Raw genomic sequence first — 23,530 nt, 5'->3', positions numbered from 1 at the left:
GAATGACCCGATGACGGGTGATCAGTTGGCGGTCTTCGCCTTGTCCTGCTCTTCCTTGAGCTTCTTGGCGAAGTCCTGATTGTTCTTGGCGACGAAGTCCTGCAGCTTCTTCTGCCGGTCCTCGATGTCCGACTGCTGCAGCGGCGGGCCGTCATAGGCGCCGCTGAAGCCCTGCAGGGCGATCTTGATCGGATTGGGCTGGTTCTGGAAATTGACCGAAGTCAGCGTGATCGCCTGGCCCTTCTTGAACGAGGCGACGAGCTGGTCGGTCAACGGCACCTCCGCCACGCAACGATCCGGGAAGCAGATCACATAGTCGAGCTTCTGCGCCTTGCCGGTATCGATCTGCAGGCCGATGCCGGGAGGCACCAGACGACCGGTCGGCACCGTCACCTGGAACACCTTGCGGTTCACCTTGCCCTTCAATTCGATCAGGCTGACGCCGGTGATCAATTGGCCGTTGCCGGCGGTGGTGATGTTCTGGACGTTGCAGATGTCGACATCTTCCTGCTTGGTGCAAGCCTTGAACCAGCCTTGCGGAATCTGCTGTTGCTGCTGTGCGGAAGCAGCGGGAAGCCCTGCGCCTAGAAAGCCGATCACGCCAGCGGCCATGACCGACAGGCGGTACGCGTTGCTGTTCAGGCTCGTCATGTCGTGCACTTCCTCTCAAATGATCCCGGGACCGGCTTCTTCGCGCCGTGTGGTCCAGCTACCTGTTGCCGAAATGAGGCAACAGAATGACTTCGGTCGGCGTGTTACACTGCAAGTGATGCCGAATCCAGCCCGCCACTTGTAATTCTTGACCACGCCATTGGCCGGCATGCCGCTGCCTCATGCTAGGGTGCGCACCGAATCATCAAGCCGACCCAGTAAGGAGACGGTCATGGGCCGCGTTCTTGTTTGGCTGATCACCGCGATATCGTTTCTCGCCCTTTCGCATCAGCCGGCGGTGTCGGAGCCGAAGCACGCGATCGCCATGCAGGGCGAACCGGAGCTCCCGCCCGACTATACGCATTTCGACTATGTCAATCCCGACGCGCCGAAGGGCGGCAGCGTCACCTATTGCGTCGTCGGCAGCTTCGACAACCTCAACCCCTTCATCCTCAAGAGCCTGCGCACAACGGCGCGCGGCATGATGGACACGATCTTCGGCAATCTGGTCTTCGAGCCATTGATGCAACGTAGTGCCAACGAGGCTTTTACCCTCTACGGGCTGCTGGCGGACACCGCCGACATGGACCCCGAGCGCAAGAGCATCGAATTCCATCTCAACCCGAAGGCCAGGTGGTCGGATGGTGAGCCGGTAACGCCCGAGGATGTGTTGTTCAGCTACGATGTCTATACGGAGAAGGGCCGCCCGCCCTATAGCGACCGCATGGCCAGGATCGCCAAGCTCGAAAAGACCGGCGACCACAGTGTTCGTTTCACCTTCAATGACAAGGCCGATCGCGAATTTCCGTTGATCATCGCGCTGACGCCGATCATTCCCAAACATGCTTTCGACAAGGAAACCTTCGACAAGACCACGCTAAAGCCGCTGATCGGCAGTGGCCCCTATACCATAGCGCAGGTACAGCCCGGCCAACGCATCGTCTTCAAGCGCAATCCGGATTACTGGGGCAAGGATGTTCCGGCCAAGCGCGGTTTCGACAATTACGACCAGATCACCATCGAATATTTCCTCAACGCCAACGCCAAGCTGGAAGCGTTCAAGAAAGGCCTATGCGCCATCGACGACGACAGCGACCCGGTGAAGCGCGAGCGCGATCTGGATTTCCCGGCCTTCCACAAGGGCGACGTGATTGCCGAGACCTTCGACACCGGCATTCCGCCTGTGGTGACCGGCTTCCTGTTCAATACCCGGCTGCAGAAGTTCTCCAACCCCGTCGTGCGGCGTGCGCTCGGCATGCTCTACGACTTCGAATGGGCCAACAAGAACCTGTTCGGCGGCAAATACACACGCACGATGAGCTATTGGCAGAATTCAGAGCTTTCCGCGCTCGGCCATCCGGCCGACGACAGGGAGAAAGCACTTCTGGCTCCCTACCCCGGTCGCGTGCCGGCCGATGTCATGGACGGTACCTACCGGCCGCCGGTCACTGACGGTTCAGGCCAGGATCGAAAGGTGCTGAAAGCCGCCTTCGACCTGCTGAAAAGCGTCGGTTTCCACGTGCAGGATGGGACGATGCTCGATCCCGACGGCAAACCCTTCGGCTTCGAGATCCTGACTGCCTCGCAGGACGAGGAGCGTCTTGCCGGCATCTACCAGCGCACGCTGGAAAAGATCGGCATCAACGTCAGCATTCGCAGCCTTGATGGCGATCAGATCCAGTCACGCAAGCAGCGCTTCGATTTCGAGGTGCTAGTCGGCTCGAGCGGCTTCAACAATTCGCTGTCGCCCGGCATCGAACAGACTGGACGCTGGAGTTCGGCCGCGGCCAGGGCGGAAGGCTCGTTCAATCTCGCCGGGGTTGCCGATCCGGCGGTGGACGCGGCGATCGAGGCGATGCTGCACGCCCCCTCGAAGGAAGACTATGTCGCCGCCGTTCGCGTTCTCGACCGGCTGCTGATCTCCGGCAACTACATGGTGCCGATGCAGCACAACACGCAGCAATGGATCGCCTATTGGAACTACTTGGAACATCCGCAGAAGACGCCCATATTCGGCTATCAACTGCCAACCTGGTGGCGCAAGGCGAACTGAAGATCAGGAGATCGAGATGAGCGTACTCAACGCCATCACCGTCGATGTGGTGTCCGATGTCGTTTGCCCCTGGTGCTTCATCGGTCAGAAGCGGCTCGACAAGGCGATCGCCGCTGTCGGCGGTGAAGTGCATGTTCGATGGCGGCCGTTCCAGCTCGATCCGACCATTCCGCCGCAAGGCAGGGATCGCCACGAGTATATGCTGGCCAAGTTCGGCAGCGACGAGCGCATCCGTGAGATCCATGCCCGCATCGAGCCGCTGGGCGAAGCCGAAGGCATTTCCTTCGCGTTCGGGGCTATCAAGGTGGCGGCGAACACGCTGGATGCGCACCGGCTGATCCGCTGGGCCGGAGCTGTCGGCGAGGAAGTCCAGAACCGGCTGGTGCGCCGCCTGTTCCAGCTGAATTTCGAGGAGGGCGCCAATATCGGCGACCACGCTGTCCTGGTCGAAGCCGCGCGCGAGGCTGGCATGGACGCGTCCGTGATCGCCACACTCTTGCCTACCGACGCCGATGTCGAGGCGGTTCGCACCGAGATCGCCACTGCGTCGCGCATGGGGATATCAGGCGTGCCGTGCTTCCTGCTCGAAGGCAAATACGCGGTCATGGGTGCGCAGGATGTCGACACGCTGGCCGACGCCATTCGCCAGGTTGCGGCGGCGAAGGCGCGCGGCGAATTGGAAAGAGCAGCCGGCTGAGGCACGATCTCTGCTGCACCTGGCAACGCTGGCTATTGCACCATCACCTTTGCCTGACGAAGCCGTGGCCCCGTTGCAACTCAGCGCTTATGCAGCTTGGTTCCACCCGCGAATTGAGACGTTGTCATTGCCCAAGGACGACGTGCCGCGAGGCCGTTGCCGGCATTTTTTGCGGCTCCGCCAAGGACGAAAAAAGCAAGCCTGTCGGAATCATGAACGGTATTTTCGGGCGCTCCGGTCAGTCCGCGGCAAGAAAATCCATCTTCCCCCACGATTTTCGAGTTCACAAAAACGTGTGAAAAGCTTCCCTAAGGGAAGCTTCGACGAAGGCGTGCCTGCGCCGATCAAGAGTTTGAATTAATGACGATATCCTGATTTGTGCTGACTGGATTGGCGGCATTCCGGCCAAGCGATCTGTTGCCTCCTGGCAACGGCCGCTGGGAGTAATCCGTTCGGCCAACTTTAAAAATTAATGGAAAATGATCAATTGGTGTTACCCTCCGTAACAAAACAAAAAAGGTTTGGGCGGGATCGTGATTCGGATCGGCAAACGATCGCAAGAGTCAGCACCGGATGAACTACACCGCGATGCCGTAAGGCGGTCGCTCCTGACGCCGGTGTCCTCGATGCGCAGCTTCTGGGGCCTGATGCGGGCCTACTGGGTCTCGGATCGCTGGAAAGAAGCCTGGACGCTGACGTTGGTCATCGCGCTGCTCACGGCGCTGTCCAGCAAGGCCGGTGTCTGGTTCGCCGAAGCGTCCGGAGAGCTCGTAAACTCGATCGCCTTCTTCCATGACGCCGCCAACACCACGCCGCTTCGCACGTTGCTGGTCAATGCCGGCATCCTCGTTCTGCTGGTCGTGCTCAAGGACGCCGGCTTTACCGGCATCCGCAATCTTGTCTCGGCGACGTTGCACCGCAAATGGCGCGGCTGGCTGGACAGCCGCTTCAACGAAGCACTGCTGGACACCAATCATACGCATTTCCACGCCCAGCACGCGTCGACCGGCACGGGCGCGCCCGCTCCCGACAACATCGACCAGCGCGTCCAGGAATCCATCAAGGACATGACCGGCGGCGCCATCGGCCTCGCCATGGGCGTTCTGGGGGTTGCCACTTCGCTCTATTTTGTCGGCCAGAAGCTGCTCGAAACCTCTGTCGAGGTGAAGGGGCTGGAGTTCCTCGGCAGCTATGGCAGTGCCATCCTGGCCTTCCTGGCGGTTGCCACCTATGTGCCGCTGAACACCTGGATAGCGGTCAAGCTGGGCGGCCTGCTCGAGCGTCTCAACATCCGGATGCAGCAGGCTGAAGGCAGCTATCGCGGTGAGCTGACGACGTTCCTGCGCCGCAGTTTCCATGTCGCCGCCTCTCAGGGCGAAGGCGTGCAGAAGACCATGCATGGCCGGCTCTATGTCGACATCGACGGCACCTGGACGCGGCTTAACATCGTTAACACCGTCTACATGTCGTTCGAGCTGATCTACAATTTTGTCGGCGCCCGCATTGTCGCCTATGGGCCTGGCCTCGTGCCGTTCATCCACAACGGTCTCGATCTCAAGGGCTACATTACCGGCTCCGAACTGGTCAATGCGCTGATCGGCCAATGTTCGTGGTTCATCCATGTCATGCCTGCCATTGCCACGCTGCGGGCCAACAGCCAGCGCGTGACCGAACTGGCGGTGGCGATCGAGAATGTCCAGCATCCACAGGAGTTCTACAGTCAGACCGGTCGCTCCGAATTCCGTTACGCCAGCCAGAACCCGGTTTTCGGCTTGACCATCCAGAAGCTCGAGCTGGCGCATCAGGGCGAAGACGCCACGCCGTTCCTCAGTGCCGCCAATCTGCGCTTCCGGCGCGGCGAATGGACGTTCCTGAAAGGCGAATCCGGTTGCGGCAAGACTTCGCTGATCAAGGCGATCAATGGACTGTGGCCCTATGGCCATGGCACCATCGTTTTCCCCGAGGGAGTGAGGAGTTTCTATGCCGCCCAGGAGGTCAAGCTGCAGCAAGTGTCGCTGAAACAGCTGGTCTGCCTGCCGGGTTCCGAGCACGACCATGGCGACGCGCAGGTCGCCTCGGCATTGCACAAGGCCGGTCTCGGTGACTTCATCGAGCATATGGCCGACAACAGCCGCGAAGGCAAAAGCTGGGATCAGGTTTTGTCGGGTGGCCAGAAACAGAAGCTGGTGGTGGCTCGCATCATACTGCAGCAGCCAGGGCTGCTGTTCCTGGATGAGGCCACCGGCGCCCTCGACCCGCAGGGCAAGGTTGCCTTCCACCAGGCGATCAAGGACAACTGTCCCGATGTCACGGTGATCAGCGTCATGCACGAGGCGGTGGCGCCGCGATCGATGACCGGCAGCGAATTCTATCACAGCGTCGTCGCGATCGCCGACGGTGTCGCCACCAAGAAGCCTTTGGTTCCGACCCTGCCTGCCGAACTCACCACCATTCTCGCGCAGCCAAGACCCGTCGAGGACAAATGGCTGCGTTTCTCGCGTCGGCTGAAGCAGAAATAACGATGCTGTGAGACGAGCCGGCCGCGTCATGCGGCGGCCGGTGATCACAGTCTCGCGATCCTGCTCGCTCGCCGGCATTTTCCCTTCTCACCACGATTGACTCGGCAAGGCGCATCCCTATGTTGCGCCGGCTTGCAGACATTCAAACGCGAACCCGCAAGCGGAAAGGTCACCGCGCCATGCCTGGCGATAGTCACAGTCGAACGCAACCGCCGTCCGCCTAAGACGTGACCTTGAATGGTTCATGCCCTGCCGGACGGCAAGGAGTGAACCATGAACGAATTTACCCCGATAGCGAGCGACGATGCCGTCGCAATCGCTCGTATCCTGGCCAATGATCACGTCGCCGACATTGTCGAGGCGCTGAACAGAGAGTCGCGAGAAACCGCGACGGAGCTGCTCTGCGAAGTACAGTTCGAGCGTCTGGTCGAGATCTTCGACCAGCCGGAACTTGATGGCGCGTCCGAACTCATGGAGACGCTGCCGCGTGCCAGGGCAGGCAAGCTGCTCACCGCCATGTCGGTCGACCGCGCCGCCGACATCCTGCGCGATCTCGACGAGCCGGCTCGCTCCGAGTTGCTCGGAGCCCTGGCGCCGGCGCTGCGCGCGACACTGCTTTCCATTCTGGGCTATCCCGAAGGTAGCGCCGCATCGATTATGACGACGGAGTTTGTCAGCGTTCCCTCGGACTGGACCATTGGCCGCACGCTCGACCATATCCGCAAGGTCGAGCGGACACGCGAAACCGTCTACGCGATTTACATCGTTGACCCGCAAACGCATCTCCTGATGCGATCGACCGGCCTGCGTCGGCTCATCACCGGTGAGCCGGAGGATCTGATCATGACGGTGGCGCCGGACCGCGTACCGGTGACGGTTTCACCGCTGACCGACAGCGAGAAAGTCGCTCAACTCATTTCCAAATACGATCTGCTCGCCGTCCCGGTCGTCGACCATGGCAAGATCCTGGGCATCGTCACCATCGACGACATCATCGACACGATGATCGAGGAGACGACGGAAGACGTGCACCGCTTCGGCGGCATGGAGGCTCTCGACGAGCCGTACATGAAGATGAGTTTTCTCGCCATGATCAGGAAGCGGGGCGGCTGGCTGTGCGCGCTCTTCCTCAGCGAGATGCTGACGGCCAACGCCATGCAGAGCTACGAGGGCGAACTGCAAAAGGCGATCGTGCTGACGCTGTTCATCCCGCTGATCATGAGCTCCGGCGGCAATTCCGGCTCACAGGCGACGTCGCTTGTCATCCGGGCGCTGGCCCTGCGCGAGATAGGTCTTGGCGACTGGTGGCGGGTGGCGCTGCGCGAACTGCCCACTGGCGTCGTGCTGGGCGCCATGCTGGGCGTGGTTGGCATCTGCCGCATCGCGCTTTGGCAATATATGGGCTTCTACGACTATGGACCGCACTGGCCGCTGATCGCCACGACGGTGGGCGCGGCACTGGTCGGCATCGTCACCTTTGGCTCGCTGTCAGGGTCGATGCTGCCTTTTGCCTTGAAACGCATCGGCTTCGATCCGGCCAGCGCATCGGCCCCGTTCGTCGCCACGCTGGTCGATGTCACCGGGCTGGTGATCTATTTCTCGGTGGCGCTGGTGATCCTGCGCGGCACGCTGCTCTAACCAGCAGCGCCAATTGTTTCCGCCGCCGGCAAATGGCCGGCGGCGGGTTCCGCCCTTCCGGCCTTAGGCTTGCCTGCCTAGACCGCGTCGCGGAGCGCATCGGGGAAGGCGCCCACCATGCCGGCGATCGCCGTGTTTGTCAGCGCCACCACCGTCAGGTCCATTGTCGGGTCCACGAACCAGGAATGCCCGTAGACGCCGCCCCAGCGCCAGGTGCCCGCGGCCTGAGGCGTCGACGCGGCCAGCGGGTCGCGCAGGATGCCAAACCCAAGACCCCAGCCCCAGCCGGGCATGGTGGTTTCCAGGCCCGATATCGCGTCCGTGGTCATTGCCGCGGCCGTCTCGGGCCGGATAACGGGTCCGCCCCCGGAACGCAGCGCTTCGAGAAGCTTGAGGACATCGCCAGCTGTGCCGTTCATGCCGGTGCCGCCTGAGGCGAAGGAGGCGGGATCGAAGACGCGCTGAGGCGAGAATGAGATGGCGCTGTCGCCGAAGGGGACGCGATGATGCTCGCCCATCGCCACGGCCTTGCCAGGTCCATCGGCGTAAGGCGTCACCAACCGTGATCGATCTCGCACCGCAAAGGCCGCGTCGTGCATGCCGAGCGGCTGGACGACCAGGCGATCGATCAGCTCCGGCAGGGTGGCTCCGGCGGCTCTCGCCATGGCCTCGCCCAGCACGTCCATCGCCACCGAGTAGCCCCAGCCTGTTCCTGGCGCGTAGGACAGCGGCACCGAGGCGATGCGCCGGAGGTTCTCGGCCATGGAAAGGCCGGGCTGGTCGAGGCCATCGGAGATTCCGGCGCGATGATAGGGTCCGTAGGCGGTCTGGCGGAAACCGTAGGACAGGCCCGCGGTGTGCGTCAGCAACTGTCGGACGGTCATGACGGGCTCGCTGCCGTCAGCCAGCTTCGGCCGGAATTCAGGGATGAACTTCGCCACGGGATCATCGAGGCCGATCACGCCTGCTTCGACAAGGGCAAGAGCCGCGGTCGCGACTACGGGCTTGGTCACCGACGCGAGCCGGAAGATCGCGTCCGCCGTGATCGGTTTTTTCGACTCGCGGTCGGCAAGACCGGCGGCGCGGCTGTAAAGGATTTCGCCGCGTCGAGCGATGAGGATCATGGCGCCGACAATGCGCTCCTCCTCGATGGCCCTGTCGACAACTTGATCGACGCGTCCACCAAAGTCATCGTCGAGCGGCGCGGAACCGATGGTCGCGGTCATTGATTGCCCCTTACGACGAGCGAACTGGCGAAAGGTCAGACGCGCTGGCCATCCTTCATGCGGTAGGTCGGTTTGTACATGGTGACGAGTTCTTCCGCCGCCGTCGGATGCACCGCCATCGTGCGGTCGAAATCATCCTTGGTCAGGCCGGCTTTGAGCGGAATGGCGAGGAGTTGCGCCATCTCGCCGGCATCTGGTCCCAGGATGTGGGCGCCGAGCACCTTCTTCGACGCGCCATCGACCACCAGTTTCATCAGCATCTTCTCGTCGCGCCCGGACAGCGTGTTCCGCATCGGCCTGAATGTGGCTCGGTAGATTTCGATGTCGGGGAAGCTTTTGACGGCATCATCCTCCGACAGACCGACCGTGCCGATCTCGGGTTGCGAAAAGACGGCGGTCGCGATCGTCTCATGGTCGGGCGCGGTGGGATTTCCCTTGAAGGCGGTTTCGATGAAACACATCGCCTCGTGGATCGCCACCGGGGTGAGCTGAACGCGATTGGTGACGTCGCCGATCGCCCAGATGTTGTCGATGTTGGTGCGGGAGTATTTGTCGACGGCGATCGCACCGGTCTTGGTCATCTCCAGCCCGATACCCTCCAGACCCATGTTCTCGGTGTTGGGAATGCGGCCGATGGCGAGCATGACCCGGTCGACGGTCAATACCTTGCCGCCGGTGACCACTGCGTCGAGCCGGCCGTCAGGACGCTTGCGGACCCATTCGGACACGGCATGACAGAGGATCTTTATCCCCTTCTTTTCCATCGTCTCATGCAGCATGCGCCGCAGATCCATGTCGAAGCGGCTGAGGATCTCCTTGCCCCGATAGACCAGCGTGGTGTCGACGCCGAGGCCATGGAAGATGTTGGCGAACTCGACGGCGATATAGCCGCCGCCTTCGATCATGATCGCCCTTGGCAGCTGCTTGAGGTCGAACGCTTCGTTGGAAAAGATGCAAAGTTCATGGCCGGGCAACGCCGGATGCGCGGCCGGGCGACCGCCGGTGGCGATCAGGATCTGGTCGGCGGTGACGGTGCGATCATCGCCCAGAAGATGCACGACATGCGGATCGACGATCATGGCGCGCGAATGGAACGTCTCGCCGCCAGCGCCTTGTACATTCTTCTCGTAGATCGCCTCCAGACGGCTGATCTCGCGATCCTTGTTGGCGACCAGTGTCTGCCAGTCGAAACTGGCTTCCGGCACCGACCAGCCATAGCCCGCGGCATCGGCGAAATGCTCAGGAAATTGCGATGCATAGACATAGAGTTTTTTTGGCACGCAGCCGCGAATGACGCAGGTGCCGCCATAGCGGAATTCTTCGGCGATGCCGACGCGCTTGCCGAGCGCGGCGGCGACGCGCGCCGCCCTCACCCCGCCCGAACCGCCGCCAATGACGAAAAGATCGTAGTCGTAACCGGCCATGGCGTGGCTCCTCGAGCTTTGGAAAATCCAGAGACAGGTAGGCTGCAAACCATCAAAGAAAAGCCCGGACAAGCCGGGCTTAACAGATGGCCGCAAGGCCGGTTGAAAACGCAGGATCAGTTCTGCGTATCGTCCGCGGGAGCCGAACCATCGGCGGGCGCTGCGCCATCCGCCGGAGCGGCTCCATCCGCGGGAGCGGTGGCATCGGCCGGCGCCGCCGGCGCCTTTGCCTTGGCGGCCGCGGCCAGTGTCTCGCCGACCTGCTGGGCGAGATCGCGGGCAAGGCCGTTCTGCCAGATGTCGGCTGCCTTGACCAATTCACGCGTCACGGTCGGGCCGCTGTCGAGCAGCTTCTTGCCTGAGTCCGAGCTGTAGAAAGCTGCGATATCGGACAGTTCCTTCTCGGAAAACACTTTCGCATAGGCGAGCGCCGCTTCCTTTTCCAGGTCGGCGCGGCGCGAGGCCAGCGCCAATGCCTTCTCGTTGATCGTCTTGCCGATCAACTCCTGCATGTCCGGGTTTTTCTGGATGAGCTGCGACTCGAGCGCGGCTGCCGCCTGCGGCAGGATGTTGTCGAACGGGTCGGTCGCGTGGATCGCCGCGACCGCCGCGCGGGCAGCCTTCAGGTGCGATTCCGTGACATCCTGCGAAAACGCCGGCGAAGAGAACGCGAAAACGGCCGAAGCCGCCAGAACGGCGCAAAGGCTGCGAACCCGGTTATGCAACATCATGATCGGTAGAACTCCCTGGTTTTCGGGCGGCATGGACGGTTTGGATGCCGTCGCCACCGGCGATGATGGCCGCTGACGCCAGCCCGATGAAAAGACCATGCTCGACCACGCCCGGAATGGCGTGGAGAGCATTCGAAAGCGCTCTTGTATCCGGAATGCGGCCAAAAGATGCATCGAGGATAAAATGGCCGCCGTCTGTAACAAAAGCCTGGCCCCCCGTCATCCTCAATGTAACCGGACCGGAAAGGCCGAGATTTTGTGCCGCGGCGGCAATCGCGATTTCGGTTGCGCGCAGGCCGAACTGATTGACTTCGATCGGCAGCGGAAAACGGCCGAGCGTCTCGACCATCTTCGAGCGGTCGGCAATCACGATCATGCGCTGGGAAGCAGCGGCGACGATCTTCTCGCGCAGCAGCGCCCCGCCGCCGCCCTTGATCAAGGTCAGCTCCGGGTCGACTTCGTCGGCGCCATCGACGGTGAGGTCGAGCTCGGGCGTTTCCTCCAATGTCGACAGCGGCACGCCAAGCTCGCGGCACAGCAACGCGGTGCGCTCCGAAGTCGGCACGCCGATGACGGTCATGCCGGTGGCAACCTTGTCGGCAAGCAGCCGCACGAACTCTTCGGCGGTGGTGCCGGTGCCGATGCCGAGCCGCATGCCGTCCGTAACATGGGCAAGGGCCGCCCGCGCGGCCTCGACCTTCAGTTGTCTTGCATCCATGCCGCTTGCTGCCCCGGAACCTGCTGGCTGGGCTCCTAGCATTTTTGACGGTCGGGTCAAAGCCTTTGGCCGCTATCCACCGGCCCGCTTGCCCTGACGTGCTTGCCTTGGCGCGTCGCAGCCGCTATCGCCTGCCAATTGCACAAACCTGCGCAGGACAGACCATGACCCGCCCGATCATCGTGTTCGACCTCGACGGTACGCTGGTCGATACAGCGCCGGACCTGCTCGACAGCCTGAACCACAGCCTGGCCGCCAGCGAGCTCGCGGCCGTCGATGAAGCAGGCTTCAAGCGCTTCGTCGGCCATGGCGGCCGCGTGATGATCGAACGAGCTCATGCTGCCCAGCAGCGATCGCTTGACGTCGCCGAGCATGACCGGCTGCTGAAACTGTTCCTCGATCACTACACCGATAACATCCCCGGCAAATCGCGCCCCTACCCCGGCGTCGTCGAGGCGATCGCGCGTTTCGAAAATGCAGGCTATCTGCTGGCCATCTGCACCAACAAGTACGAAGCCAATTCGCTGGCGCTGATCGATGCGCTCGGCCTGACCAGACATTTCGCCGCAATCGCCGGACAGGACACGTTCGCGTTCCGCAAACCCGACCCACGCCACCTGACCGAGACCATCGCGCGGGCTGGCGGTGACCCGCACCGCGCCCTGATGGTGGGCGATTCGCAGACCGACATCGACACGGCGAAGGCCGCCGGCATTCCGGTGGTGGCCGTCGATTTCGGCTATACCGATCGCCATGTGCGCGAATTCGAACCTTCGGCGGTGATTTCGCATTTCGACGCGCTGACGCTGGACCTGGCGCAAAAACTGATCGCCGCCGCTGCCGGACGCTGATCGGAAGGCGGCCGGCGGCGCCGGAAACAGGCTCGAAAGTGCGGCGGTCCGATCCTTGTCAGAAAGCCCGACACAGCCTTGACTTAACCGGCCGGCCTCCCTTATATCGCGGCTCGCTTGGCCTTCGGGCAACGAGCGGGCGATTAGCTCAGCGGGAGAGCACACCCTTCACACGGGTGGGGTCGCAGGTTCAATCCCTGCATCGCCCACCAAAAACTCTAAATAAAATCAAAGCGTTACGGCAAGACAAACACAAGACAACGACCAGCTCTCCAGTGCGGGTCGTCACCGGGTGCCGCAGGCCGGTCGGCGAACTGGTACCGTGGGTTCGAATCCCAATCGCTCCGCCAACCGCGCACCGCCTGCCCTGCATTTTCCCTTTCACGGCGGTAACAGGGGTTCGATTCCCCTTGGGCGTACCAGAGATTTCAAGCACTTAGTGAAAACCTGTCAGCCTCTGTCCAACGTTTGCCAATATCCTTTCAGGCATGAGCAGAGCCGGCATGGCGCCATCAGCGCCTGAACGTCAAGTTGGGTCGATTTGCAGCACGCTGGATGGCCGAAAGTGATGCAGACCGTTTCGCAGGCTGCGAGGGTGTCGACGAGGGTCTTGGGGGGCATGGCGATCTTCATTGAAGGGGTCGCCGCAACGGGAGGATTATATTCCTCGTCTCGATCTCGGTGGCAAGTGCTATTTGGGCAGGCCAGGGTCGTAATGCACAATCGCGTCAAGGATCGTTCGATAGAGGCTGTCGACCTCTTCGTCGATCTCTTCCCGCTTGATGCCGAGCGCCTTGGCGTCCGCGATGAGCTTGTGCGTGAGCTCGTCGACTGAGATGACATCCGCCTCTGTCGTCTCTGGGACGTTGTTGGCGATCCATCGGTCGAGGAAGTTTATGCCGCGTGTGCTCATCCAAACCAGCCGAACGTAAGGCTAACGATCGCCACCGCGATCAGGATTGAGAGCGGCACTGCGGCGAACAGCCCCGCTTCCAAAACTCGTGTTTCTTTGTCACTGAACATTAGGCGCGCCTCATGCATTCTTCTTGATGCTAGAAGGTGCCAAGTCCTGATAGGTTCCGCGAATGTTCCCCTAGAACGAACCGCCACGCGTCCTGACGCGTGCCTGACGTCTATAGCAGCTAGGCGAAAGGCCGCTGCCGCGCGGCTCGCCACACCACGCGGCACGCCCTAGGGCCCAGGTGGAATCTGATGGCCGGCAAACCCGGGCTTCTCGGAAACGACTCAGGCTGGGATCAAAAGAGCAATTCGATGGATGCCAACCACGCTGCTGATATTGGTGGCTTTGTCCGACTTCCCTTTGCCGCAGCTGTAGATTCCGCCATCCTTGACCGTGTAGGCGGGTATGCCTTTCTTTTCTATTTTGAACTCACCGGCAATGATGTGGCAGATCATGTCCATGTCCATCAAAGGCTGATCGTCGGGATCAGAAGCTCCAGGTTGATAGATCACATCGATTATCTTGATGCTCTTATAGGCACTGATCTGCGACTCTTGCTCCCCGACTTCCACCATTCGCCGTCCATGTCCCATGTCCATGCCGTCGGTGGCGCCATAGGTGGGAGCTGCCGCCTCCGCCGGCGCTGCCAGTGAAAATACGGGTGTCGCGGCTGTCACGGCGAGACCAAATTTAAGGGCTGATCTGCGATTAAGGTGTTCCATGTAACGGTCCTCCCTTTAAGCAGTAGTGCGATAATTCGCACGGGGGATTCCGCGCTTAAGTTCGAAAACTGTCAACCGTATCTAGCTGGCGACTCTTTCGACCACCACGACACCAGCACCACGATGCCGACGAAACCAAAGCGCGAGCCAGACGCCGTTCATTGATCTTCTTCAAATCGGAAATCCTGCAGCGAAGCGTGGCGCAAATCTTCCCCGCCACGCAAGTGTTTCACGCGGCCGACCAGACCCGATCTGACCCACTGTGTTGCGGGCCGTTTCATCCCCTTGGGCGCCGGCCCCGCATGCTCCTGCACGCGCTTCCAAGGCCTTCCGGCGCGAGGCGTCCTCCAAGTCGAGATTCTGCCTAAGCTCGATAGCGTCGGCGACAAGTTTCTGATGCAGTGACGCCAGCGACGATACCTCCTTCTCCAAGATGCCAACAAGCTTGGTTGTCCTGGGCGAATTGGCGCAGCCTATACTCGAAGGTGACTCCCGCAAACGCCCAACCCACAGAAACGCGGGCCGAAAGGATGCCGGTGGGCGTGCCATCGCGTTTCCCTCAAGCCGGAGGAACCAACCAGCCTGTGAGCGAGTTTCCCTCCGTCGAAACTTGAGGGAAAACCATGTCCAGATTTCTGCTGGCGACCAGCGTCGCCGTTCTCCTCGCCACCGGCCCGGCTCTGGCGGCGGATGACAAGCCGCTGCCGCCGCCCAATGCCAAGAAACTGTCGGAGATCATCGCCAAGGTCGAGCAGCGCGACGGCTTCCGTTACATCAAGGAGATCGACTGGGACAGCGGCGCCTACACCGTCACCTACTACACGTCGGACAAGGCCAAGGTCGAAATCACGTACGATCCCGTGACGGCCGAGCCGAAATAGGGCTTTTCCCGAGACATCCGCGGCTCAAGGAGGCGCCCCGTTTCTCGGGGCGCTCTCAATGACCAACCGTCTCGCCCAAAAATGTCCATCCTGGGATAGGACCAAGAATGTCCATCCTGGGATATGATATGTGTGCGATCCTGTTGGCTTGGGGGCACGCATGCGATCTTCCGTTCGAACCGATGTCTTGCTCTTGCTCGCCATCATCCTGGCCGGCGGCGTGCTTGGGGCCGCTCCGGCACGGGCCGACGGGCCGTCCTTCGACTGCGCCAAGGCAAGCCTGCCGGCGGAAAAGGCGATCTGCGCCGATCTGCAGCTATCGGCCATCGATCTGCTGGTCTCCAAGGCGTTCAAGGGTTTCGAGCCGGCGTTCGGTGGCGACAAGCGCAAGATCGCCCGCTGGCTCATCGCCGATCGTAATGCCTGCAAGGGCGATACTGCCTGCATCGTCAGTGCGCAGAACAACGCATTGCAGACCTATGGCAATGCCCCGTCATGGGTGCAGGATTACAACATAGCGCTGATCGGCAAAAAGGCGCTGGAAGCCGCCTCGCGGAACCCTGGAGGGACGGATCAGCCCCTGCCCTCGGCCATCGGACAATGCGCCTCCACGCATATCAAGACGCTCACCGCGCGGCTTGGCGACGATCCGCTGGAAACGGCCAGTCCCGAGGCTGGCAGCGCGGCGACATTCACGAATGGCGGTACGGCCGTCTCCTATGATCGTGAGCCTGGCCTGGCCGCCTCGAAGGTCGGCGACGCGGCGATCATGTGCCTGATCGCAATTCCGCGAGATTGCCCTGCGGGCGACGATCGCGGCCGGTTCTACTATGGCATCGATCTCGCTATCAAAGGGTCATGGGCGCTGCCCGATTCGCAGCATCTGTGCGGTGGCGCCTGAGCTGCCGCCGCGACCGAGGTTTCCCTCCTCCCGCTTGCATCGGCCTCGCTTTGATGGCTGACTGGAATGGGTTGACTGCGCCGCATGGGGGATGGGCATGGCGACAGCGAAGCACATATTGAAGCGTATCCTGATGGTGCTTGCCGGTTATCTCGTCGCCGTACTGGTCGGCCTGGTCGCCGTAGCGGCGATCTACGCCGCGCTCAGTTCCCTGCCCAATGCGCCGGCGTATTTCGATGTCATGGGCGTCACGCCGATCGCCGCCCTGGTGGTGCCGCCGCTCGGCATGTTCATCTATTTCCTGACGATTGTCGTGACCGGAGCGCAGACGCTTGTCTTCGCGCTGATCGCCGAGTTCTTCTCGTTACGCAATGCCCTGTTGCACATGTTCTTCGCCGCCGCGGCGGCAGCAGGCGGCTTCTTCCTGATCTGGCCAAGTACGGCGGAAGACATGGATCCCGAGCGCTGGGCCGATATCGGCATCATCGCTGCTGCCGGCCTTGTCGCCGGACTGATCTACTGGCTGATCGCCGGGCGGGACGCCGGCTTCCGGCGACCGCTGTCACCAGGTCAATAAAAGAGTTGAGGCGGCTAAACGTTCAAACGTTGCGCCGCCTCCGGATGCCGTAAACTGCTTTTGCTCAACTCGACGGTGAACGCATTGCCTCGGTGGCGTCCAATGCCTGCTTCAGCCGCGAGTCGCGGTCGTAGACGTCGCCGAAATACTCGACCTTGCCGGACATGTCCGGCCATGCGGTGAAATAGGCGACATAGACCGGGATCTTGCGTGTCACGTTTTCCGTCGAATGCCCATGCTTCAGCTTTTCCGCGATATAGTCCACCGAGGTGCCGAGCACCGCCGCCGCCATGCCGCGTGGATCCTGCAGCCGCACGCAGCCATGGCTGAGCGCGCGCATGTCCTGCTTGAAGAATGACTTCTGCGGCGTGTCGTGCATATAGATCGCATGCTTGTTGGGGAACAGGATCTTCAACTCGCCCAGCGCATTGGCCTCGCTCGGCTGCTGGCGCACGCTGTAGGGAATGTTGGCGCCGTAGGCGCCCCAGTTGACCGCCGACGACGGGATGCGGTTGCCGCGCGAGTCGGTCACTTCGTAGCCGGCCCGGTCGAGATAGCCTGGATCGCTGCGCAATCTGGGCAGCATTTCGTTGACGATGATCGACTGCGGCACCCCCCAATAGGGATGAAAATCGACCTGCTTGATCTGGTCGTAGAAGAAAGCGGTCTGGTTGGTGGTTCGACCGACGACCACACGTGTCTTCAGCTTCTCCTCGCCATTGTCGATGTAGCTCGCGGTGAAGGCCGGCTGGTTGATGAAGACGCGCGGGCTGCCAAGGTCGGAAGGCAGCCAGCGCAGTTCCTCCAGCGCCACTTCCACCTTCAGAAGCTTGTCGGCCTTGGATGTCCCGGCCAGTGACTCGACGGTGCGCGGCCCGATGACACCGTCGCCCTTCATGCCCGCCTTCTGCTGCACGGCCTTGATGACCGGAATCAGATCCGGAACGTAGACTTCACTGGTCGCCAGCCTGGACAACACCTCGCCATAGGCGCCGCCCATCTCGTCATCGAGATTGCGCGCGATCAGCGTCAGCAGCTTCGGCAGTTCGGGGCTGGTCTCGCCCGGCTTCAGCAACAGCTTGGGATCGACGACGATTTCGTTCTCGGCGCTTGCCTGCAGGGCTTCCAGTTCGACGCGCAACGCCTGGTATTCCGGATTCTGCGGATGTCGCGATTCGAGATAGGTGCGTACTTCCTGGGTGTGAGCCAGCGTTTTCAGCACGCCTTGCAAGTCGAGCGGCTTGGCCGGGAAATCATAGTAGCCGGTCATGCGGTTGGGCTCGACACGGCCATTCTGGGCATCGTGGGCATAGCGCAGCACGCGCGCCGACAGAGCCATTTCGAAACGGACGAGGTCCTTCAGCCGCGCCCCAGCGTCGGCCGTTGACGAGTCGGCGGCGGGCACGTCGACTGCGTAGTCGGCGGGCGTAAGGCCATAGCTCGCTGCCTCGCCGAGCACCCGCACCGCATCCTGCGCGCGGCTGTTGAGGCTGGTTCCGCTTACCCAGATGAAATCCGGATTGGCCGAATAATAGGCGATCAGCGCCTTGGCGATGTCGGGCTCGGCGTAGAGTTCGTAGTCGCCTAGGCTGGCAATCGCATCACGAAAAGCAGCGCCGGTGGCAGATGGAACGAAAGCGGCGTCCTGCGGTGTCGCCGGCTGCGGCGCTGCCGTCAGCGCCGAGAAATCGATTCGGACCAGGCGATCGGCCTTGTAGGTGTAGTAGGACGGACCGCTGATTTTCACCCCGCCACCACCGGCAGGGACTTTCGGCTTGTGCTTCGGAGGAGGTGGTGGAAACTCGCCTTGCGGCGCATGTCTGATGCCGCCCCCGAAAAGCATCTCGAAAAGCCCTTGCGCTTCCGCCTGAGGCACGCCGAGAGCGAGCGTTGCCGTGATCGCCACCAGCGGCATCACCGCTGCTTTGTTTCCGAGGAATTTCATGGATCACCCGCTCCGGTCGCAACCGGTTCCCGTTCCGCACCGTTAGACGATCTCGCTCACCGCATGGCGGATGTAAGACGCGACTATACCGATTCATACTGATTTCGTTAAGCTTCCATAAATTTCGGAGCGCCTGTTGCAGAACGGTTTCACAACCTCGTGACGGCCGGAACGGATACGGTTCGGCTCCGGCCGGGGAAATCCACTGGCGATCGGGCGTTGGCGCCACCGTCGACGGTCAGCGCGGCGCCGGTGACGAAACGGCCTTCCGTGACCGTGGCCGGGGCGATGGCTGCCTGGTGGACGATGGCCGGCCTCGACGCGGCGTGACAAACGCCGGCTGTTGTGCTCGAAATTCGACCTGCCAGCAAACCACCTGGCCGGGAGGGACGACAGGGTGAAAAAGGGTTATCGCGAACTGCTCGACGAGGCCAACGCCGAGATCGAAGTGGTGTCGCCCGAGGAAGCAGCGGGATTGCTCGAGGACGAAGGCACCATCTTCATTGATCTGCGCGATCCGCGCGAAGTGGAGCGCGACGGCAGGATTCCAGGCGCCAGGCATGTGACCCGCGGCATGCTGGAGTTCTGGATCGATCCCGAAAGCCCCTATCACAAGCCGTTCTTCGCTTCGGGAAAGAGTTTCGTTTTCTTCTGCGCCGGCGGCTGGCGCTCGGCGCTGGCCACCAAGACAGCGCAGGACATGGGGCTTTCGCCGGTCAAGCACATCCTTGGCGGCTACACGGCCTGGAAGGCGGCCGGACTGCCGGTCGAGCCTGGAGACAAGAAGAAATAATCTCGATTGCCGCTAGTGGAGCAGCGACGGCTCGCGGTGCGTGGTCACGAAGCCGACGGCGCGTTCGACCACGCCCCTGTCGGCGAGGATGCGGCGGTGGCCGAGCCCATCGGCCCAGTAAAGCCGCACATGGCCGCCAGCCCCAGCATAGCGCTTCGCATGATCGGCCGAGACCTCGCGGTCGTCCGGCGCGTGGATGACCAGGGTCGGCACCGGCGCATGGGCGAGCTGGCGGTCGCCGGTGAATTCATGCAATGGCCGGCCAGAAAGATGTTCGACGCGGTCCGCCATGGCGGCCTGCGAACGCGGCCCGACATTGAGCATGCGGCTGAAGTCGGCGAAGATTGCCGGCAGGGAACTTGGCGCCGCGATCAGGACCAGCCGTCCGGCCGCCAGTGGTGGGATGTTCTTGACCGAACCAGCGATGGCGTTGGCGGCGACGGCGCCGCCGAAGGAATGGCCAACCGCCGCCGCGAACGGACCGAACCATTCGCCAGCAACGCGCACGGCATCCACGGCATTGACCATGTTCAGCCGCCGGCCCCGCGACTGGCCATGGCCCGGCAGATCAAGCGAAGCAACCCTGTAGCCGGCGGCGCGATACCCCTCGATCAATGCACGCATGTATTCGGTGCGCGAACGCCAGCCGTGGACGACAAGCACCGTGCCGGCAACCGCCCTGCCCGGCTCTGGCCGGAACTCGTGCACCATGACGCAGCCGGTGGCGGTCTTCAGCCGATGATGACGCGCCTCGGCCATGAACTCCGCGGCACGGTTGACGGCGCGGCGTTCGCCGTCCGTCAGTGCCTTGGCATTGGGGGTGCGGCAGAACAGTTCGAAAGCCGCGCGACCGGTGAGGCGCGGTGCAATATGTTCGGCCGCACCAAACACCCCCCGGATGACCTTCAGCCCGATTGATGCCATAGTGAGAATCCATCCATACGTTCAAGCATGAACATAATAGTTCAAAGATGAACAATAAACAAGAGCTACCCTGGGACAACCCGCGTTTTCGCAACTGGGTCGCGGTGGCGCGCGCCTGCCATGTGCTGGAGCGTACGCTGGCGGTGAAGCTTGCGCCGCTCGACCTGAAGCCGGCACAGCTCGATGTGCTGATGAACCTCTATCGCCACCCCGGCATGTCGCAGCACGATCTTGCCCGCAAGCTGCTCGTCGGTCGCTCCAACATCACCATGCTGCTGCCGCAGCTGGAGGCGCGTGGCCTGCTGCGCCGCGAAGGCGATGAGAAGGACAAGCGTATCCTGCGGCTTGCCCTGACGGAAGCCGGCGAGGCGCTGCTGATGCAGGCGCTGAAAGTCCATATGGCGCTGATCGAAAAGGCGATGAGCCAGTCGACACCGGAGCAATGCGACATGATCGGCGATCAGATGCGCAAGATCTATGAGGTGCTGAAGGAGGCGTGACCGCCGTCTCGGCCTGGCCGTCAGCCCTACCACATCGTCTTTTTCGCCCGCTCCGGCCATTCCCTGTCATAGGTCTCGCCGTCGATGTTCTTGCGGCTGGTTATTTCGAGGATTTGGCCGGGTGTCGGCAATGACTTTGGATCGACATGCCTCGCCGGGTTCCAGAGCTCGGAACGGACGATGGCGCGGGCACACTGGAAATAAACCGAATCGACGCTGATGATGGTCACCGAGCGCGCCGGCTTGCCATCGACCGTGAACGACGCGCAGAGCGCTGTATCCGTGGTGATATGGGCGCGACCGTTGATGCGCAGCGTCGTGCCCGAGCCCGGCACCAGAAACAGCAGGCCGACGCGCGGATCGCGAATGATGTTCTTCAGCGAATCGGCGCGGTTGTTGCCGCGCCGGTCCGGCATCATCAGCGTTTTCGGGTCAAGGATGCGCACGAAGCCGGCGAGATCGCCGCGCGGCGAACAGTCCAGCCCCTCCGGCCCACTCGTCGCCAGGGCGACGAAGGGCGAAGCCTCGATAAAGGCGGCGTATTCGGGAATCACATGGTCGAGTTCCTTGACCAGCGAGGTTTCGCCGGGCAATCCGTAAAGGGCTTCGAGCTGTTCGACCGTGGTGATGACGGACATCTTTTCGTCTCCGCATATCCGCCGCCCTTACTCCCGATGGGTGACGTTTTCACGACGCCGACTTGCTGGAGCTAGCGATCCCGGCTCAAGCCTTTTTCCGCAAGCTCGGCGAGATAGGCATTCCAGCGCGCGTCCTTCTCGTGGCCGAGCGTGTGCAGGTAATTCCAGGTGAAGATGCCGGTGTCGTGGAAGTCATCGAAGGTGATGCGGACGGCGTAGTTGCCGACCGGCTCGATCTTGAGGATCGCCACATTGCGCTTGCCGGGAACCGTAACGCGCTGTTCGGGCGAATGGCCCTGCACCTCGGCCGAGGGCGAGGCGACGCGCAACAGTTCCGCCGGCAGTTCGAACGGTTGATGATCGGGAAAGGTCACCGAGAGCAGTCGGCGATCTTTTGAGACCCGGAGTTCCCTGGGTGCGGTCATGGTGTTCGATCCCTTGGCAATCCACCCTTCCCTACGCTGCTTCGCCAAACGGGAAAAGCCGTTTGCGGTGAGCCGACATGCGATGTCGGCCAGGGAATGTTACCAAAGATCGAGAAACGGTATCTTGAATGGTGGGCCGGATCGTATCACATAGCGATATATAACGAAGCCGTTCACGGCCACGGGAAGCGCTTGAAGCATGGACATGATCGACCCTTTCGGTCGCACGATCAGTTATCTCAGGGTGTCGGTCACCGACCGCTGCGATTTCCGTTGCACCTATTGCATGGCCGAGGACATGGCCTTCCTGCCGAAGAAGGACCTGCTTTCGCTGGAGGAACTCGACCGGCTGTGCAGCGTCTTCATCGAAAAGGGTGTCAGGAAATTGCGCCTCACCGGTGGTGAGCCGCTGGTTCGCAAGAACATCATGCACCTCGTGCGCCAGCTGTCGCGACATCTGAAAAGCGGCGCCCTGGAAGAACTGACGCTGACCACCAACGGCTCGCAGCTTTCGCGCTTCGCCGCCGAACTCGCCGATTGCGGGGTCAAGCGCATCAACGTTTCGCTGGACACGCTTGACGCCGACAAATTCCACAAGATCACCCGCTGGGGCCATCTCGGCAAGGTCATGGAAGGCATCGATGCCGCGCAGGCGGCCGGGCTGAAGGTGAAGCTCAACGCGGTGGCGCTGAAGGATTTCAACGACGCCGAACTGCCAGACATGATGCGCTGGGCGCACGGCCGCGGCATGGACCTGACTGTCATCGAAACCATGCCGATGGGCGAGATCGATGCCGACCGCACCGACCAGTATCTGCCGCTGTCTCTGCTGCGCGCCTCGCTGGAACGCCAGTTCACGCTGACCGACATCCCCTTCAAGACAGGCGGCCCGGCCCGCTATGTCCACGTCACCGAAACCGGCGGCCGGCTCGGCTTCATCACGCCGATGACCCACAATTTCTGCGAAAGCTGCAACCGCGTCCGGCTGACCTGCACAGGCACACTCTATATGTGCCTCGGCCAGGAGGATGCGGCTGACCTGCGCGCGCCCTTGCGCGCGTCCGAAGGCAACGAACTGGTCGCCGACGCCATAGACGAAGCCATCGGCCGCAAGCCGAAAGGCCATGACTTCATCATCGACCGCCGCACCAGCCGCCCCTCTGTTTCGCGACATATGAGCGTTACGGGCGGCTGACCTTTTCGAGAAATTCATGCAAGATCGCCTCTCGGTCATTGGCTCCGAGGCTAGATATGCAGAGGCGTTCTTCATTCCTGGCGGTTGTCGCAACCATTGCAGCGACCAGCGCAAGTGCCGCTCCCTTCACCTATACCAACGAGCGCTTCGGCACCCTCTGCACTTTTCCCGACGAGGTCTTCACCGATCGCCAGCCTGAGCCCGAAAATGGCGACGGGCAGGAATGGCTCAGTGCCGATGGCGCCCGCCTGATCTGCTCGGGCATCCTTAACATCGACGACGACACGCCGAAGGGTTTCATCGCGGCGGAGAAAGCCATCAAGGAGCCAGGCTACGAGATTACCTACAGCAAGGCCGGCAAGGACTGGGCCGTGCTGTCGGGCTTGAAGGATGGAAAGATCTTTTATGAGCGTCGCCTCTTCGGCAAGGATGGTGTCATCCGCACCGTATGGCTCGAATACCCGCCTGCCGTGAAGTCAAAGTACGATCGGCTTGTCGCGGCCATAGCGGGCAGCCTCAAGGCGCACTGAACATTTCGGCCACACAACGACAATATTGCC

23 protein-coding genes and 1 tRNA gene are annotated in these 23,530 nt (G+C 61.9%); 13 read left to right on the top strand and 11 right to left on the bottom strand.

Going from position 1 to position 23,530, the window contains the following annotated elements; genetic code table 11:
• Positions 1-21 precede the first annotated feature (21 nt).
• Positions 22-651, bottom strand: a complete 630-nt coding sequence (locus AC56QP_RS00460) for an invasion associated locus B family protein (protein WP_091585775.1) — start codon at positions 649-651, stop codon at positions 22-24.
• Between the two features lie 232 nt (positions 652-883).
• Between AC56QP_RS00460 and AC56QP_RS00455 the strand changes: the two genes are divergently transcribed.
• The 4 genes from AC56QP_RS00455 (at position 884) to mgtE (ending at position 7,558) form a co-directional block, all read left to right on the top strand.
• Positions 884-2,704, top strand: a complete 1,821-nt coding sequence (locus AC56QP_RS00455) for an extracellular solute-binding protein (RefSeq protein WP_489861339.1) — start codon at positions 884-886, stop codon at positions 2,702-2,704.
• Between the two features lie 16 nt (positions 2,705-2,720).
• The gene (locus AC56QP_RS00450; protein WP_489861340.1) at positions 2,721-3,401 is read left to right on the top strand and encodes a DsbA family oxidoreductase; all 681 of its coding nucleotides are present in this window, start codon (positions 2,721-2,723) and stop codon (positions 3,399-3,401) included.
• A gap of 626 nt (positions 3,402-4,027) precedes the next feature.
• Positions 4,028-5,920 carry an ABC transporter ATP-binding protein/permease gene (locus tag AC56QP_RS00445; protein WP_489861341.1) on the top strand — a complete coding sequence of 631 codons (1,893 nt, stop codon included), beginning with the start codon at positions 4,028-4,030 and terminating at the stop codon, positions 5,918-5,920.
• A 273-nt stretch (positions 5,921-6,193) separates the two neighbouring features.
• Positions 6,194-7,558, top strand: a complete 1,365-nt coding sequence (mgtE, locus tag AC56QP_RS00440) for a magnesium transporter (protein ID WP_489861342.1) — start codon at positions 6,194-6,196, stop codon at positions 7,556-7,558.
• Positions 7,559-7,635: 77 nt separating this feature from the next.
• Here mgtE and AC56QP_RS00435 read toward each other — a convergent pair whose 3' ends face one another.
• From AC56QP_RS00435 to rpiA, 4 genes are all read right to left on the bottom strand, one after another.
• Positions 7,636-8,784: a serine hydrolase domain-containing protein gene (locus AC56QP_RS00435; RefSeq protein ID WP_489861343.1), complete on the bottom strand. Its 1,149-nt coding sequence runs from the start codon at positions 8,782-8,784 to the stop codon at positions 7,636-7,638.
• A gap of 35 nt (positions 8,785-8,819) precedes the next feature.
• On the bottom strand, positions 8,820-10,208 hold the full coding sequence (gor, locus tag AC56QP_RS00430; protein ID WP_489861344.1) for a glutathione-disulfide reductase: 1,389 nt from the start codon (positions 10,206-10,208) through the stop codon (positions 8,820-8,822).
• A gap of 116 nt (positions 10,209-10,324) precedes the next feature.
• On the bottom strand, positions 10,325-10,939 hold the full coding sequence (locus AC56QP_RS00425; RefSeq protein ID WP_489861345.1) for a DUF2059 domain-containing protein: 615 nt from the start codon (positions 10,937-10,939) through the stop codon (positions 10,325-10,327).
• Positions 10,926-11,657, bottom strand: coding sequence for a ribose-5-phosphate isomerase RpiA (gene rpiA / locus AC56QP_RS00420; protein ID WP_497100863.1), 732 nt, complete (start codon positions 11,655-11,657; stop codon positions 10,926-10,928). Before rpiA ends, AC56QP_RS00425 begins: the two co-directional genes overlap by 14 nt.
• A gap of 164 nt (positions 11,658-11,821) precedes the next feature.
• Here rpiA and AC56QP_RS00415 point away from each other — a divergent pair, with 164 nt between their 5' ends.
• Positions 11,822-12,508, top strand: coding sequence for a phosphoglycolate phosphatase (locus AC56QP_RS00415; protein ID WP_489861346.1), 687 nt, complete (start codon positions 11,822-11,824; stop codon positions 12,506-12,508).
• 137 nt (positions 12,509-12,645) lie between these two features.
• Positions 12,646-12,720 (top strand) — tRNA-Val (locus AC56QP_RS00410).
• A 479-nt stretch (positions 12,721-13,199) separates the two neighbouring features.
• On the opposite strand, the gene AC56QP_RS00405 is transcribed toward AC56QP_RS00410, so the two are convergent.
• Together AC56QP_RS00405 and AC56QP_RS00400 are read right to left on the bottom strand one after the other, a co-directional pair.
• Positions 13,200-13,421 (bottom strand): DUF768 domain-containing protein, encoded by a 222-nt coding sequence (locus AC56QP_RS00405; protein ID WP_489861347.1) that lies wholly within the window; start codon positions 13,419-13,421, stop codon positions 13,200-13,202.
• A gap of 332 nt (positions 13,422-13,753) precedes the next feature.
• Positions 13,754-14,191 carry a hypothetical protein gene (locus tag AC56QP_RS00400; protein WP_489861348.1) on the bottom strand — a complete coding sequence of 146 codons (438 nt, stop codon included), beginning with the start codon at positions 14,189-14,191 and terminating at the stop codon, positions 13,754-13,756.
• A 623-nt stretch (positions 14,192-14,814) separates the two neighbouring features.
• Between AC56QP_RS00400 and AC56QP_RS00395 the strand changes: the two genes are divergently transcribed.
• From AC56QP_RS00395 to AC56QP_RS00385, 3 genes are all read left to right on the top strand, one after another.
• Positions 14,815-15,072 (top strand): PepSY domain-containing protein, encoded by a 258-nt coding sequence (locus AC56QP_RS00395; RefSeq protein WP_489861349.1) that lies wholly within the window; start codon positions 14,815-14,817, stop codon positions 15,070-15,072.
• Between the two features lie 160 nt (positions 15,073-15,232).
• Entirely contained in the window at positions 15,233-15,973 is a 741-nt protein-coding gene (locus AC56QP_RS00390) for a lysozyme inhibitor LprI family protein (protein ID WP_489861350.1), read from the top strand.
• A 91-nt stretch (positions 15,974-16,064) separates the two neighbouring features.
• Positions 16,065-16,550 carry a hypothetical protein gene (locus AC56QP_RS00385; RefSeq protein WP_489861351.1) on the top strand — a complete coding sequence of 162 codons (486 nt, stop codon included), beginning with the start codon at positions 16,065-16,067 and terminating at the stop codon, positions 16,548-16,550.
• A gap of 64 nt (positions 16,551-16,614) precedes the next feature.
• Here AC56QP_RS00385 and AC56QP_RS00380 read toward each other — a convergent pair whose 3' ends face one another.
• Positions 16,615-18,495, bottom strand: coding sequence for a L,D-transpeptidase family protein (locus AC56QP_RS00380; RefSeq protein WP_489861352.1), 1,881 nt, complete (start codon positions 18,493-18,495; stop codon positions 16,615-16,617).
• Between the two features lie 397 nt (positions 18,496-18,892).
• On the opposite strand from AC56QP_RS00380, the gene AC56QP_RS00375 reads away from it, so the two are divergent.
• Positions 18,893-19,288, top strand: a complete 396-nt coding sequence (locus AC56QP_RS00375; protein WP_256754467.1) for a rhodanese-like domain-containing protein — start codon at positions 18,893-18,895, stop codon at positions 19,286-19,288.
• A gap of 12 nt (positions 19,289-19,300) precedes the next feature.
• On the opposite strand, the gene AC56QP_RS00370 is transcribed toward AC56QP_RS00375, so the two are convergent.
• Positions 19,301-20,212, bottom strand: a complete 912-nt coding sequence (locus AC56QP_RS00370) for an alpha/beta hydrolase (protein WP_489861353.1) — start codon at positions 20,210-20,212, stop codon at positions 19,301-19,303.
• A 47-nt stretch (positions 20,213-20,259) separates the two neighbouring features.
• Between AC56QP_RS00370 and AC56QP_RS00365 the strand changes: the two genes are divergently transcribed.
• The gene (locus AC56QP_RS00365) at positions 20,260-20,712 is read left to right on the top strand and encodes a MarR family winged helix-turn-helix transcriptional regulator (RefSeq protein ID WP_109671239.1); all 453 of its coding nucleotides are present in this window, start codon (positions 20,260-20,262) and stop codon (positions 20,710-20,712) included.
• 26 nt (positions 20,713-20,738) lie between these two features.
• On the opposite strand, the gene AC56QP_RS00360 is transcribed toward AC56QP_RS00365, so the two are convergent.
• On the bottom strand, positions 20,739-21,350 hold the full coding sequence (locus AC56QP_RS00360; RefSeq protein WP_489861354.1) for a pyridoxamine 5'-phosphate oxidase family protein: 612 nt from the start codon (positions 21,348-21,350) through the stop codon (positions 20,739-20,741).
• 71 nt (positions 21,351-21,421) lie between these two features.
• Positions 21,422-21,775: a gamma-butyrobetaine hydroxylase family protein gene (locus AC56QP_RS00355; protein WP_256754463.1), complete on the bottom strand. Its 354-nt coding sequence runs from the start codon at positions 21,773-21,775 to the stop codon at positions 21,422-21,424.
• Between the two features lie 199 nt (positions 21,776-21,974).
• Between AC56QP_RS00355 and moaA the strand changes: the two genes are divergently transcribed.
• A complete protein-coding gene (moaA, locus tag AC56QP_RS00350; protein WP_489861355.1) occupies positions 21,975-22,970 on the top strand; it encodes a GTP 3',8-cyclase MoaA in 996 nt (331 codons plus the stop codon).
• A gap of 56 nt (positions 22,971-23,026) precedes the next feature.
• Positions 23,027-23,500 carry a hypothetical protein gene (locus AC56QP_RS00345; RefSeq protein ID WP_489861356.1) on the top strand — a complete coding sequence of 158 codons (474 nt, stop codon included), beginning with the start codon at positions 23,027-23,029 and terminating at the stop codon, positions 23,498-23,500.
• Positions 23,501-23,530: the final 30 nt, after the last annotated feature.

The organism is Mesorhizobium sp. RCAM 05104 (assembly GCF_059683645.1).
This window is presented reverse-complemented; position numbering and strand designations above follow the sequence as displayed.